13 protein-coding genes are annotated in these 12,751 nt (G+C 53.2%); 11 read left to right on the forward strand and 2 right to left on the reverse strand.

Features of this window, described 5'->3' with window-relative positions; translation table 11 throughout:
* Positions 1 to 34: 34 nt before the first annotated feature.
* Together lpxP and KOL70_RS12690 are read right to left on the reverse strand one after the other, a co-directional pair.
* The gene (lpxP, locus tag KOL70_RS12685; protein ID WP_021507097.1) at positions 35 to 958 is read right to left on the reverse strand and encodes a kdo(2)-lipid IV(A) palmitoleoyltransferase; all 924 of its coding nucleotides are present in this window, start codon (positions 956 to 958) and stop codon (positions 35 to 37) included.
* 604 nt (positions 959 to 1,562) lie between these two features.
* Entirely contained in the window at positions 1,563 to 2,426 is an 864-nt protein-coding gene (locus KOL70_RS12690; RefSeq protein WP_021507096.1) for a YicC/YloC family endoribonuclease, read from the reverse strand.
* 566 nt (positions 2,427 to 2,992) lie between these two features.
* On the opposite strand from KOL70_RS12690, the gene KOL70_RS12695 reads away from it, so the two are divergent.
* The 11 genes from KOL70_RS12695 (at position 2,993) to KOL70_RS12745 (ending at position 12,632) form a co-directional block, all read left to right on the forward strand.
* Positions 2,993 to 3,517 (forward strand): fimbrial protein, encoded by a 525-nt coding sequence (locus KOL70_RS12695; protein ID WP_021507095.1) that lies wholly within the window; start codon positions 2,993 to 2,995, stop codon positions 3,515 to 3,517.
* Between the two features lie 63 nt (positions 3,518 to 3,580).
* Entirely contained in the window at positions 3,581 to 4,117 is a 537-nt protein-coding gene (locus KOL70_RS12700) for a fimbrial protein (protein WP_021507094.1), read from the forward strand.
* Between the two features lie 29 nt (positions 4,118 to 4,146).
* Positions 4,147 to 6,693 carry an outer membrane usher protein gene (locus KOL70_RS12705; RefSeq protein WP_215480741.1) on the forward strand — a complete coding sequence of 849 codons (2,547 nt, stop codon included), beginning with the start codon at positions 4,147 to 4,149 and terminating at the stop codon, positions 6,691 to 6,693.
* A gap of 14 nt (positions 6,694 to 6,707) precedes the next feature.
* A complete protein-coding gene (locus tag KOL70_RS12710) occupies positions 6,708 to 7,457 on the forward strand; it encodes a fimbria/pilus periplasmic chaperone (protein WP_104094259.1) in 750 nt (249 codons plus the stop codon).
* 3 nt (positions 7,458 to 7,460) lie between these two features.
* The gene (locus KOL70_RS12715) at positions 7,461 to 7,991 is read left to right on the forward strand and encodes a fimbrial protein (protein WP_058771014.1); all 531 of its coding nucleotides are present in this window, start codon (positions 7,461 to 7,463) and stop codon (positions 7,989 to 7,991) included.
* Positions 7,984 to 8,490 (forward strand): fimbrial protein, encoded by a 507-nt coding sequence (locus KOL70_RS12720; RefSeq protein WP_081035969.1) that lies wholly within the window; start codon positions 7,984 to 7,986, stop codon positions 8,488 to 8,490. The genes KOL70_RS12715 and KOL70_RS12720 overlap by 8 nt, the downstream gene beginning before the upstream one ends.
* A 9-nt stretch (positions 8,491 to 8,499) precedes the next feature.
* Complete coding sequence (locus KOL70_RS12725) at positions 8,500 to 9,015, forward strand: fimbrial protein (protein WP_215480742.1); 516 nt, start codon at positions 8,500 to 8,502, stop codon at positions 9,013 to 9,015.
* A 9-nt stretch (positions 9,016 to 9,024) separates the two neighbouring features.
* Entirely contained in the window at positions 9,025 to 9,879 is an 855-nt protein-coding gene (locus tag KOL70_RS12730) for a winged helix-turn-helix domain-containing protein (protein WP_215480743.1), read from the forward strand.
* On the forward strand, positions 9,846 to 10,355 hold the full coding sequence (locus tag KOL70_RS12735) for a hypothetical protein (protein WP_127833493.1): 510 nt from the start codon (positions 9,846 to 9,848) through the stop codon (positions 10,353 to 10,355). Before KOL70_RS12730 ends, KOL70_RS12735 begins: the two co-directional genes overlap by 34 nt.
* Positions 10,356 to 10,391: 36 nt before the next feature.
* On the forward strand, positions 10,392 to 11,420 hold the full coding sequence (locus KOL70_RS12740) for a fimbrial protein (protein ID WP_215480744.1): 1,029 nt from the start codon (positions 10,392 to 10,394) through the stop codon (positions 11,418 to 11,420).
* Between the two features lie 153 nt (positions 11,421 to 11,573).
* The gene (locus tag KOL70_RS12745) at positions 11,574 to 12,632 is read left to right on the forward strand and encodes a fimbrial protein (protein ID WP_215480745.1); all 1,059 of its coding nucleotides are present in this window, start codon (positions 11,574 to 11,576) and stop codon (positions 12,630 to 12,632) included.
* Positions 12,633 to 12,751 lie beyond the last annotated feature (119 nt).

A 12,751-nucleotide genomic window follows, 5' to 3' on the forward strand; every position in this document is an offset into this window, starting at 1 on the left:
TGTCTTGGTGCGGACTATCATTCACGAGCGCCGGTTAGACGTAAAGTGAAGCTTCGCCTGGCGGACGGGTTTTAAAGCGGCGATGCAGCCACAGATATTGCTCAGGCGCGCGCAGAATTTCTTTCTCAATCACCCGATTCATGTACGCCGCGGCGGCCGCTTCATCATCATGCGGGTAGTTTTCCAGCTGCGGCTGAATGATCAGCTGATAGCCGTCTTTGCGCGCATTACGAATCAGCACGATGGTCAGCATCGCCGGTTTCGCCAGCCGCGACAGCACAAAGGTGCCATTAGTGGTGGCCGCTTTCTCGACCGCGAACAGTGGAGCAAACACGCTGCCTTTCGGGCCGTAGTCCTGATCCGGCGCGAACCAGACGGCTTCTCCCTGTTTGAGCGCCTGAACCATGCCGCGCAGATCGCGTCGATCAATCATTGCTTTATTGGATCGCATGCGCCCTTTGGTTTGCGCCCACTCCATCGCCTGATTATTGTGCGGGCGATACATCGCCATCATCGGCTGGCACAGTCCGGTAATACGGCCGCCCAGCTCCAGCGACATAAAGTGCACGCCAATCACCATCACGCCGCGCTGCTGGCTCTGCGCATGCTGAAGATTGGCGATGCCGTGCACCTGAAACAGCTGCCGCACGCGCGCATCGGACCAGAACCAGGCGATGCCGGTTTCCGCCAGCGCCATGCCCAGCGACTCAAAATTGCCGGCAATCATCATCTCTTTCTCGTCTTCATTAATGTGCGGGAAGCAGAGTTCGATGTTACGCCGCGTGATGCGTTCGCGCCGCTTCAGGAAGTGGCGTGATAGCCGGCCCGCTGTCGCACCCAGCCGGATTAATAAAGGATAGGGGAGCTGCACCAGCAGCCAGAGCACTGCCAGCCCGAACCAGGTAAACCAGTAGCGGGGATGCAAAAGTTTGGAACAGAACTGCCCGGTTTTCTTCATAGCGCCTTCATGTCAGGAGTGAATGTAACGCGCGAAGAAGTCGGTCCATGGTTCCCGGTGCGGTACAACTGTAGTTATTACGACCGCCACTTTAGCAAATAGTGCCGTATAAGTGATGTAAACTCTGCAATCTTCAGGATTCAGATGATTGATGGATCGTGCACTAACTGGCGTGAGAATGAAATCGGATTGGGTTTAAACTGCTTAAAAACAATAGGTTGGTGGATTGGCTGGCCAGATTTATATGTCATTTTCGGTCAGTAACAGACACAGTTGTTCATCATTCAGGCAATAATCCTTACATTGCGAAAATTAAATATTGGTCTACCACTGCAACTGGTAGCTTCTGCAAGCCAGTTTCAGACACAGTAATGTCCATTTGACGCTAAAAAAGCCATGCTCAGACACTATTGTGTCTATATGGAAGCGTTATAGCTCAATCAGGCTTACCCTATGGCTACGGTGTGCAGCAAAATCTCACCGCATACCTGCGGCAGGCCGTAAAACCGTGCGATCCAGCAACCAGGCGCTATACAAACCGGCGTAATGGCTGCTGTTAGCAAGGAAAGATAAAGCCCTGAGCAGGGCTTTACAGAGACAAGCGTTACTCGATGTTCTGAATCTGCTCGCGCATCTGCTCGATCAGCACCTTGAGCTCAATTGCCGAGGCGGTGATGTCCGCATTGATCGATTTCGACGCCAGCGTGTTCGACTCGCGGTTGAACTCCTGCATCATAAAGTCGAGGCGACGGCCGACGGCTTCTTTCTTCTTCAGAATGTTGTAAGTCTCTTTTACGTGCGCATCGAGGCGATCCAGCTCTTCGGCTACATCAATACGCTGGGCCATCATCACCAGTTCCTGCTCAAGGCGATTGTTCTCCAGCTGAACCTCAGCTTCTTCCAGCTTGCTCACCAGACGCTCGCGCTGCCATTTCAGCACTTCTGGCATCTGCGCGCGCACTTTGCTGACCTGCTCGGTCACGCCCTGCAGTCGCTGTTCGATCAGCGCTTTCAGCGCGTTGCCTTCACTTTCACGCGCAATGATGAAATCGTCCAGCGCGCCATCCAGCGCCGCCAGCAGTTCCGCGTTGATGGCGTCCAGATCCTGCTCCTGCGCGGTCATCACGCCCGGCCAGCGCAGAATATCCAGCGGGTTAATTGCGCCTTCATCACTCTGCATCTTCACCCAGTTCGCCGCCTGCACCAGCTGTTTAGCCAGCGACTCATTCAGCTGCAGCTCACCCTGGGCGCTGGCATCGGCGTCGAAGCGCAGGTTGCACTCGATTTTGCCGCGCGTCAGTCGGTTGCGGATGCGTTCGCGAATCACCGGCTCCAGGCTGCGAAACTGCTCCGGCAGGCGGATATAGGTTTCGAGGTAACGCTGGTTGACGGAACGCAGTTCCCAGGCGGCGCTGCCCCAGCTGCCTTTGGCTTCACGGCGGGCGTATGCGGTCATACTGCGGATCATAAGCTTCTACTCATTCAGGAAATGTTCTTCGAATTATAGCGAGGGTGCTCCCGGCATGATAGGCGTAAACGCACTGCAGGGCGCCAGGCCTTTGACAATCGCGTTTATTGTTATTTACCGATGTTTTCAGGCGATAAAAATATCAAGGTTGTGAATGCAGAGATAAATAACGTTTTAATCTGGCGAAAAAATAGCTACTGCGTGAATTGACCTGCGTTAATTATCGCCAGCTTGTGAACGGGCAGGGTTTTTCCCTTGATTAAAATCATTAAAACACTGATGCAAAGCTGTGAATTGTGTCAATCCATTGATTTAAATGGCTTTAATAACCGTTAAAACATAATGGATTTGTGAGTGTTGTTTTTGATCATATATAACGAAAATACCGTTGCGCAGGGCAAAATTGATCTCTATCGTTGGCACCACTTGAGGACGACAACCACAAAAATGATGTGGACGGCCATCAGGAAAAATATAAGTAATTAAATTTTTCTATACACAGCAAATTGAATAAGACCGACGCAGAACGCGCTCCTTGTTTTATTCACCTAAATGGAAATCAGCAAATGAACATGAACAAAATCGTTGTGGCTTTAGGTCTGTCTATGTCTCTGGTGGCGGGTTCTGCGATGGCAGCAGGTGAAGGTAACGGTACTGTGACGTTTAAAGGTGCGATTGTTGATGCGCCATGCTCCATCGAACCGGGTTCAGTCGATCAGACGGTTGAGCTGGGTCAGATTTCCAACCTGGCGCTGAAAGACGGTGGCCGTTCTACGCCGCGTCCATTCCAGATCAAACTGGAAAACTGCGACACCGCAACGAAGAAAGAAGTGACCGTGACCTTTGCCGGTACTGGCTCTCAGGTTATCCCGGGCAAACTGGCCATCACCGGTACTGCATCAGGCGCGGCGATCGGCATTAACTTCGGCGATACCGAAATTGAACTGGGTACCGCGACACCAGCGCAAAAACTGATGGACGGCAACAACCAGCTCTCCTTCGCAGCCTTCCTGCAGGGTGGCGGCGCTTCTGAGACTATCGTCCCGGGCGAATTCCAGAGCGTGGCTGACTTCGCACTGAACTATCAGTAATGGTCAGAGACTGGCGGGCTTCCTGGCCCGCCACTCTATCTTTTCGCTTAAGGAACTGCGGCGATGAGTCGTTTTATGCCTGCGGCGATAGTTTCGGCATCGGTGCTTTTCATCAATGACTGCCGCGCCGAACAGTTGATCGACCGCGGCCGCGTTGCGTTACGCGGCGCCATTCATCAGGGTGCCTGCGCCATTAAGGTCGATGATGCTGAACAAACCATCGCGATGGGGGTGCTGCCGCTGGCGCGCCTGCAGCGTGACGGTAAAGGGCCGGGTTTTCCCTTCTCTATCCAGCTGGTGAATTGTCCGGTGGAGTACAGCGCGTCGGGAGGCGTGGCACGCACCTTTTCTATCACCTTTGACCACGATGGCCCGCCGGGTCAGCAGCGTTTTGCTGTGTATGGCGATGCCAAAGGGGTAGAGCTGATGATTACGGATACGCAGGGCAACACCATTGCTCCCGGTGAGGCGCAGCCGATCGATCAGCATCTGACGCAGCAGCACGACCTGCGTTATCGGCTCACGCTGGTCAGCAACCAGCAGCAACTGCACAGCGGGAGTTACGCCGCCGCGATTCGTTTTCACATTAATTACAACTGATCTTTCACGGTTTACGGACACCGCTTGCCATGAAAAAGGCTTCATTAACTGCGCCAGCCTCATGTGCGCGCAGGCAGCGTATCAGGCTGACGCCGCTCAGCGTGGCGTTAATGTTAGCCCTCGGCTACAGTGCTCCGCTCTTCGCTGCCGGTGCAGTGTCATTCAACACCGATATTCTTGATCTCAACGATCGGCAAAACATCGATCTGTCGCAGTTTGCTCAGGCTGGCTACATCATGCCGGGCGAATACATGATGGAGCTGCGCGTCAACCAGACACAGATTCCGGAAATGCTGGTGCGCTACTACGCGCCCGAAAATGCGCCGAATGAAAGTCTGCCCTGCCTGACACCCGAAATGGTGGATAAACTGGCGCTGAAACCGGAAGTGCTGAAAAACGCGTCGTGGCTGCAGGATGGCCAGTGTCTGGCGGTGGATTCCATCTCCGGTATGCAGGTGCGCGGCAATCTGGGTGAATCTCGCCTCAACATCACCATTCCACAGGCATGGCTGGAGTACAGCGCCGCCAACTGGGAACCGCCGTCGCGCTGGGATAACGGCGTCCCGGGCCTGTTAATGGATTACAACCTGTTTGCCTCCACTACGCGTGCGCAATACGGCGCTAAAAGCCAGAGTGTGAGCGGCAACGGCACCGGTGGCGTTAACGCCGGTGCCTGGCGCCTGCGTGCGGACTGGCAGATGCAGCAAAATCGTGGCACGGGCAGCCATCGCCAGGAATTCACCTGGACACGCTTTTACGCCTATCGGCCGCTGCCTTCTCTCCAGGCGAAAGCCACGCTGGGCGAGAACTATCTCGATTCCGGCATGTTTGACAGCTTTCGCTATCTTGGTGCGGCGATCACCAGCGATGACAACATGCTGCCGCCCAACCTGCGTGGCTATGCGCCGGAAGTAACCGGTATCGCCAAAACCAACGCCAAAGTCACCATTAGCCAGCAGGGACGGGTGATTTATGAATCGCAGGTGGCTGCCGGTCCATTTCGTATTCAGGATCTCAATGATGCCGTCTCCGGCCAGCTTGACGTGCGCGTCGAGGAGCAGGACGGCAGCGTGCAGACCTTTAGCGTCGATACCGCCACCATCCCGTATCTGACCCGTCCGGGCCGCGTGCGTTACAAATTCGCCAGCGGCAAACCGGGCAGCGAAGAGCACAAAACGCAGGGGCCTACGTTTGCCACCGGCGAATTCTCCTGGGGGATCAGTAACGGCTGGTCGATGTACGGCGGCGGGCTGGCCGCCGGCAATTACAAAGCATTATCGATGGGTCTGGGACGCGATCTGCTGTTGCTGGGCGCCATTTCGTTTGATGCCACCCAGTCTCAGGCTGGCTTGCCGCAGCAGGGCAACAAAAGCGGCGGCTCTTATCGCCTGAGCTATTCCAAACGCTTCGAGGAACTTGATGGTCAGGTGACGTTTGCCGGCTACCGTTTTTCGCAGCGCAATTTTATGAGTCTGCCGCAGTATCTCGACGCGCGTTATCGCAACCAGCAGGTTTCTAACAGCAAAGAGCTCTACACCATTACGCTCAACAAGCACTTTCGCAGCCTGAACCTGAGTAGTTACCTCAGCTACAGCCATCAGACCTATTGGGATCGTGCCCCGCTGGATCGCTGGAGCTTTTCCACTTCGCGCTACTTTGATGTCGGCCGGTTTAAGAATCTGAGTTTAAGTCTGTCGCTCAACCGGACGCAATATAACGGCAAAAACGATGACAGCGTTTACCTCAACTTCAGTATGCCGATTGGCGGTGACAGTAGCCTGAGCTACAGCCAGCAAACCAGCGGTAAGCAAACCACCCACTCGGCCAGTTTTTATGACCGGCTGGACAGTAACAACAGCTACAGCCTGAGCGCCGGCCTCAATAACGATCGCCGTCAGTCGTTCAGCGGGTTTTACAGTCATCAGGGCAGTCTGACCAGCATGACGGCCAGCGCCAGCGCGCAGCAGGGTCAGTACCGCAGCGCCAGCCTGTCACTGCAGGGCGGTTTAACGCTCACGCCGCAGGGCGCGGCGCTGCACCGGCTGGGTATGCCCGGCAGCACGCGTCTGATGGTCGATACCGATGGCGTTTCCGGCGTACCGGTCAACGGTGGTGGCAGTAACACGTATACCAATTTCTTTGGCAAAGCGGTGATTTCGGATGTGAACAGCTACTACCGTAACACCGCCAGTATCGATGTCACCGGACTGGCCGACAACGTGGAAGCGTCGCGCCCGGTAACCCAGATCACCCTGACCGAAGGTGCCATCGGTTACCGGCGTTTTGGTGTGATTAAAGGCATCAAAGCCATGGCCGCCATCCGGCTGGAAGATGGTAGCTGGCCGCCCTTTGGTGCCAGCGTCCAGAGTAACGGACGCGAAGTGGGCATTCTGGATGATGACGGCCTGGTATGGCTGAGTGGCATTGAGGCCGGTGCCAGCATGGATGTGCGCTGGAACGGCGAAACCCAGTGTCAGCTGGCATTACCCGATCCTCTGCCGCAGCAGTTGCTCGACGAAGGACAGAACTTGTTATTACTTTGCACGCGCCGCGCCGCGCCTGCTTCTTCAACGTAAGGAAAGAGTTAATCATGCTGGTAAAAACGCTGAGCGGCGCCTTGCTGCTCTCCACGCTGACGCTATCGCTGCAGGCTCACGCGGCGATTGCGCTTGATCGCACCCGGGTCATTTTTAACGGTAACGAAAAAAACGTCTCACTGAATATCAGCAATGAAAACAAGCAGCTGCCTTATCTGGCGCAGGGCTGGATTGAAGACAGCAGCGGTAAAAAAATTACGTCACCGCTGGTGCTGCTGCCACCGGTGCAGCGCGTCGAACCGGGCGAACGCAGCGTGGTGAAAGTGCAGGCGCTGCCAGCCATCAAGGCGCTGCCACAGGATCGTGAATCGGTGTTCTATTTCAGCATGCGTGAAATCCCGCCGCGCAGCGAGAAGAGCAACGTGCTGCAAATCGCGTTGCAGACGCGTATCAAGCTGTTCTATCGCCCGGAAGCGATCGTGGTGAGCAATCCGTCAGTGGTGACGCCATGGCAGGAAAAACTGACGCTGACGCGCAAGGGTGCACGCTACCAGCTGAATAATCCCACGCCTTACTTCATTACGCTGGTGGATGCACAGCCAGCGAAAGGCCAGTCGCTGAAGAAGAGCTTTGAACCGGTCATGGTCGCGCCAAAAACCAGTATCGATCTGGGCGTGAACGCAGCAGAACTGGGCAGCGCGCCGCTATTAACCTACATCAACGACTACGGCGGCCGTCCAACGCTGGCGCTGAAGTGTGCCGGCGACAGCTGCAGCGTCGTCAGTAACAAGGTGGAGCAGTAAGCGATGCGTGTGCTGTTGCTGGTGCTGACGCTGTTGAGCCCGACTCTGCAGGCGGCAACCAACGGCGTGGTGCATGTGTATGGCGCGCTGCAGGAGAGTCCATGCTGGCTTGACGTCGGTAACAATGATCAGGCGGCTGGCCTCGATACCACGCCGACCGCCGCGCTGCAACAGGTCGGCGAGCAGGTGATGAAGCAGGCGTTAACGCTGCATTTGCAGGACTGTCCGTACAGTATCCGCAATGTCGCCGATCCGCTATGGCTGCAACATGTGCCGTCCATCAGCATCGACTTTTTTGCCCCGCAAAGCCTGGCCGACCCGCAGCTGATTCGCGTACAGGGCTCTGACGGCGTGGGCCTGCAATTGTTTGATGAGAACCATCAGCCGCTGCCGCCCACCTTCCGCAATCTGCGCGTGCCGCTCAGCGCCGGCAGCAATGTGCTGAGCTGGCTGACGGTTGAGGAACGCACCGCGCTGCCGCTGCAGCCGGGTGCCTGGTCAGCCAGCGGTCAGTTACAGGTGAACTATGACTAAGCATCGACTTGTTCCGTTGATGAAGTATTACAGCAGGCTGCTGATCGGTAGCCTGCTGCTGTGCATCTGCTGGCCGCTGCATGCGGTGGAGCTGCGCCTGCACGGTACGCTGATTGAGAATCCGCCCTGCACGCTGAATGACAACCAGAGCCTGATGATTGAGTTTGGCGATGCGCTGAGCGTGAAAAAGATCGATGGCGTCAACTATCTGCAGCGTAAGGCGATACCGGTCAAGTGCACCGAGGATCCGGGTGCGGCATTGCAGGTGCGTCTGACCGGTACCGCTTCCGGTTTCGACAGCAGCGCGCTGCTCAGCAGTGTGAGTGCGCTGGGTATTCGCTTTTATCTGGCCAGCAAGCCGCTGGCGGTCAACAGCACGTTGCCGATTGTTTTCCCCGGCACACTCGATCTCGGCGCGGTGCCGGTACAGCAGCCGGGCGTGACGCTGGAGGGTGGGGAGTTCACCGCCAGCGCGGCGCTGCTGCTGGAATATCAGTAAGGAGAGGCGATGAGAGCGGGCGTAATGCTGGTACTGGGATGGCTGCTGGTGTCACCGGCACAGGCGATAGAGATGCAGCTGCACGGCACGCTGGTGGCGGAACCCTGTTCGCTGGAACCGGAACAGCAGCAGCTGGAACTCAACTTTGGCGATATCGTCGCGAAATCGCTGTATCAGAATCCGCGCACGCCGGCGCGTCCGCTGGTGATGCGTCTGAGCGGTTGTGATACCGAACTGGGTAAAGACGTCGAGCTGGTGTTCAACGGCATTGCCGATGCCGAGCAGCCCGATCTGCTGGCGCTGGCCGGTGATGCCGGTGCCAAAGGCGTGGCCATTGGCCTGAGTGATGCGGACGGAAAGCTGGTGCCCATTAACCGCGGCGTGATGCATTTTCCGCTGCAGCAGGGCGACAACCAGCTGCAGTTCAGTGCCTGGCTGCAGGCTTCGGCGAGCGCGATTGCCGAGCGCACCATTGAGCCTGGCAACGTATCGGCGATTGCTACTTTTTATCTGAACTATCCCTGAGTGCCTGTTATGTGGTTGATAAATCAACATATCACGTTTGACCCGGATCGGCGCCTGTTGCGCGATCGGCATGATAACGAGCTGCTGCTCAACCAGAGCAGCGCACGCTGCCTGGCGCTGTTTCTGCAAAAGCCGGGTGAGGTCATTAGCCACGAAACGCTGCTGGATGAAGGCTGGCGTAGCCAGGGGGTGCACGTGACGGAAAACTCGCTGCGCCAGATGCTATCGATGCTGCGTAAGCAGTTTCTGCAACTGCGGGTTGAAGGAGAAACCTTTGTCACCGTTCATCGTCAGGGCTACCGGCTGCATGAGTCGGTGCGGGTGGAAGCCTGTTTACCGCTGGCTGAAGCCGTAGAAGAAGCGCGCATTGCGTCGGAAGCACGTATTCAGCCGCTGGTGACCACTCATGTGCACACGTCGCCGCTGCCGGTGATGGTGCAGCCGCCAGCCACCGCCACCGTGGCGGAGCAAACGACCGCTGCGGCACCACGCAGCCGTTCCGGGCTGGTGTTAATCGGCATGTTGATCAGCGCGGTGCTGTTACTGGTGCTGGCCTTACTCGGCATTAAAGTGCTGGAGATTCGCGACGTGGTGACTGTGACCTATGCACCCTATCGCCACGTGCAGGGCCGGCAGTGGTATATCCAGGACGACTTCAGCGCCACCGAGCGTGAAGAGATCGATCAAAATCTGCAGCTGGTGAGTGACAGCATGGCGCGCTTTATCCAGCTGGCCGAAGAGGAACGCCACATTTATATCAACCGCACCAAGCTGGCTGACCGTTACAGCTGGTTTATCTGTCAAAACCCTATCGAGCAGAAGGATGCGTTATGTCGGTCAGCCATATATTTCGTCGCCGAGTAACCTGGGTGTTGCAGGGGGGATTACTGATGCTGGCGCTGGTACTGGCGGCTATCCTGATTTATCAGCTGTCGCGCCGTATCCCTCATTGTGAAGCGGATTCGATTCTGATTTCCAGAGAGGCGGGACAGCTGGTGGTGTCGCACGGGCAGTGGAAAGTGCAAAACAGTCTGTTTCAGGCCACCGGCAATTACAGCGGCATGATCAGTTATTACTCGCCACAACAGCAACTGCAGCGCCGCGAACCGGTTGATGTCTCTTTTGAACTGCGCCACAGCTTCTCCGGCGCCGCGCTGCGCAGCGAAACCACTGCTATCTCCTACAATCTCGCCAATCGCGCCTCACCACAGAATATTGAGCGCTATATCTCCGCCGGACTGGCGCCCGGCCATGTCAATTACGGCTGGATTTATCGTCTGCAGAATGTGCGTTATGTGATTGGCAATAATGCGAATCCGTCTGTGATTTGTAAGAAATAACATTATTTTTAAGCTTTAAAATTAAGGGCGCTACAAATGGGAAAATTAATTATTATCTTCATTTCTTTCACGATGATTAATTCGGTAGTCGCTTATGCAAGGAATGAAAACGCATGCTGGGGAGAACCCGTAAATATCACGGCAATTTCAGCAACTTCAATTGGCTCTTTCCCTTCTAATAGAAAAGGTACAGAGAAAAGAATTTTCTTTAAGACAGAGCCAACAACATTTCCTGGTTATTGTAATAAAAGTTTTGCGGGAACACCGAATGGCATGCATTATTATGGGGATATGAATCCATTATTTTCTCTTTCTGAGTTAAATCAAGGGTACTATAAATTAAGTGAAGATGTTGATATCAGAATATCTCTTGGGACAATTTATAAAAGTTATAAGTTTCCTATGATTCCTCCGAATTCTGTAAGCGGAGCTGTCAAGCCAAATGGTGTGGGTGAAAGAATATACGTTAATAATTTTTCAGCCGCAGGTGAGGGTTTTATAGATTTAGTACTTAGGCGGGATATCATTGGTGGGGCTATAATTATACCGGCTGGTGTAAAGCTCTACGATATGTATAGAGTTTTAACTATATCTCCATACCCACCTAAACCTGAAGATCCACTTCTTCAAGGTGTTATTATGGGCGGAGGAGTTATAATCCCAGTTCCTGTTGTCTGTAAAATTAATCAGGATAATCTAATTCAGGTAGAGTTTGGTAATTTAAGTATTGCAGCTGTTTCTGATTCTGAATCAAATCCGTCCTTCATCAAAGACATTCCTATTGACGTGTCGTGTAGTGAGAGTATCACAAAAAAGGTTGGAATAAAGCTGGTTTCAGAGTTCTCTCCATTTTCGAGTAATCTGGTGGCAACAAGTAATCAAAGTTTAGGTCTTGCCATGCTTCATAATGGGGTAATAATAAAGCCGTACGACTCTTTTCCAATGGATATATATGATGGGTTAGGTCATGCTGCCTTTAGTATATTTCCTGTAAAAAATAAAATGTCCAAGTTAGAATCAGGTGAATTTACTGCTTCTGCGATCTTAATTGTGACACCAGACTGAGCTCTGTTTAAATAAAGCATGATGGTTGTTGTATTGCACATTGTAAGTCTGGCTCGATTCTGATTTCTCAGGAGGCAGGTATCTTTTGCGATTCTTTGCAAAATAACAACGGTCTAATTTGATTGTTTTAAAATATTTGTGCGTGAATAGACTATGATGATTATTTTGTTGCGAAGGAAATATATATTATTTATTGCTAAGGCTTTTTTCATGAGCACCTTTTCTCATCAGGCTCATGCTGGTCTTGATTATGCCTGCTGGACTGACCCCTTAGCGGTAATGGTGTTGACATCAGGCCGTTTGGCTAGCTACACGCCTCCTAAAGAAGGAGCGAGTGGCAGGATATTCTTTGATGAATCATTAGGGTATTTTTCTGGCATATGTAACAACCCTGGAAAATATGAATGGAATAGTGTGCGTATCGAGGCTGACCTTGGCGCCTATTTCATCCCATCAGTTAAAAATAGCGGATATTACAGGCTCACCGATGAAGTAGACGTGAAGGTGCAAGTATATGCGCCAGACTGGTATCCTTATCCAGTGCGCTTCGAAGATGGTAGATATAAAGGTCCTGGTCGTGGGGTAATAAAGCCAGGTTTAGGTAGGGTTCATGATGTTTTTTCAACTGCTGGATATAACCTGACTGATTTTATTATAACTAAAGATATTGTGGGTGGAGCAATTTTTGTTCCACCCAATGTAGAGATTGCCACCATTTATACTATTGGATATGTAACGCGGCCTTATCCTCCGAGACCCGAAAAACCCTTGCTAAAAATCGTTATCGGACCTCACGGCATTATCATCCCGGTACCCATTGTCTGCGATATCAATAACGGCACGGATATTAACGTTGAATTTGACCGCATCGCGGTAAGCTCCGTTTCTGAATCAGTGTCCAATACCGCCAACTACAAAGATGTGCCGTTAGAAGTCAAATGCAGTTCCGCATTAAATCAGGAAGTCAATTTACGCTTAGTCGCCGGCACCACCTCTTTCTCGGATGAACTCATCGCCACCAACTATCCTGATCTGGGCATTGCAGTTAAACATAAAGGACAATTGCTCAAACCGATGGGCACTTCTGCTGTCCGGTTAATCAACGGCATGGCGTCAGAAGTTATCACCGTGTTCCCGGTGAAAAAGAAAGGACAACCGCTGAGCGGTGGTGAATTCAATGCTTCAGCAACATTGCTGATCAGCATGCCTTGATGATGCTTTAATCCGCGTTATTGATATTAATGTTAATTAATCTTTTTATGATGGTTAAAGTTAAACACTTATCAGAGGGAGATCGGCTTAACCTGCAGCGATACAGATTAACGGTGTTT

Origin of the sequence: Pantoea sp. B270 (assembly GCF_018726825.1) — a bacterium.
Lineage (GTDB): Bacteria > Pseudomonadota > Gammaproteobacteria > Enterobacterales > Enterobacteriaceae > Pantoea > Pantoea dispersa.

Bases quoted from the DNA above. Each gene is read 5' to 3' on its own strand.
- KOL70_RS12740 (WP_215480744.1), top strand. From the start codon at position 10,392: ATGGGAAAATTAATTATTATCTTCATTTCTTTCACGATGATTAATTCG.
- KOL70_RS12705 (WP_215480741.1), top strand. From the start codon at position 4,147: ATGAAAAAGGCTTCATTAACTGCGCCAGCCTCATGTGCGCGCAGGCAG.
- KOL70_RS12695 (WP_021507095.1), top strand. From the start codon at position 2,993: ATGAACATGAACAAAATCGTTGTGGCTTTAGGTCTGTCTATGTCTCTG.
- KOL70_RS12730 (WP_215480743.1), top strand. From the start codon at position 9,025: ATGTGGTTGATAAATCAACATATCACGTTTGACCCGGATCGGCGCCTG.
- KOL70_RS12735 (WP_127833493.1), top strand. From the start codon at position 9,846: ATGTCGGTCAGCCATATATTTCGTCGCCGAGTAACCTGGGTGTTGCAG.
- KOL70_RS12745 (WP_215480745.1), top strand. From the start codon at position 11,574: ATGATGATTATTTTGTTGCGAAGGAAATATATATTATTTATTGCTAAG.
- lpxP (WP_021507097.1), bottom strand. From the start codon at position 958: ATGAAGAAAACCGGGCAGTTCTGTTCCAAACTTTTGCATCCCCGCTAC.
- KOL70_RS12710 (WP_104094259.1), top strand. From the start codon at position 6,708: ATGCTGGTAAAAACGCTGAGCGGCGCCTTGCTGCTCTCCACGCTGACG.
- KOL70_RS12715 (WP_058771014.1), top strand. From the start codon at position 7,461: ATGCGTGTGCTGTTGCTGGTGCTGACGCTGTTGAGCCCGACTCTGCAG.
- KOL70_RS12720 (WP_081035969.1), top strand. From the start codon at position 7,984: ATGACTAAGCATCGACTTGTTCCGTTGATGAAGTATTACAGCAGGCTG.
- KOL70_RS12700 (WP_021507094.1), top strand. From the start codon at position 3,581: ATGAGTCGTTTTATGCCTGCGGCGATAGTTTCGGCATCGGTGCTTTTC.
- KOL70_RS12725 (WP_215480742.1), top strand. From the start codon at position 8,500: ATGAGAGCGGGCGTAATGCTGGTACTGGGATGGCTGCTGGTGTCACCG.
- KOL70_RS12690 (WP_021507096.1), bottom strand. From the start codon at position 2,426: ATGATCCGCAGTATGACCGCATACGCCCGCCGTGAAGCCAAAGGCAGC.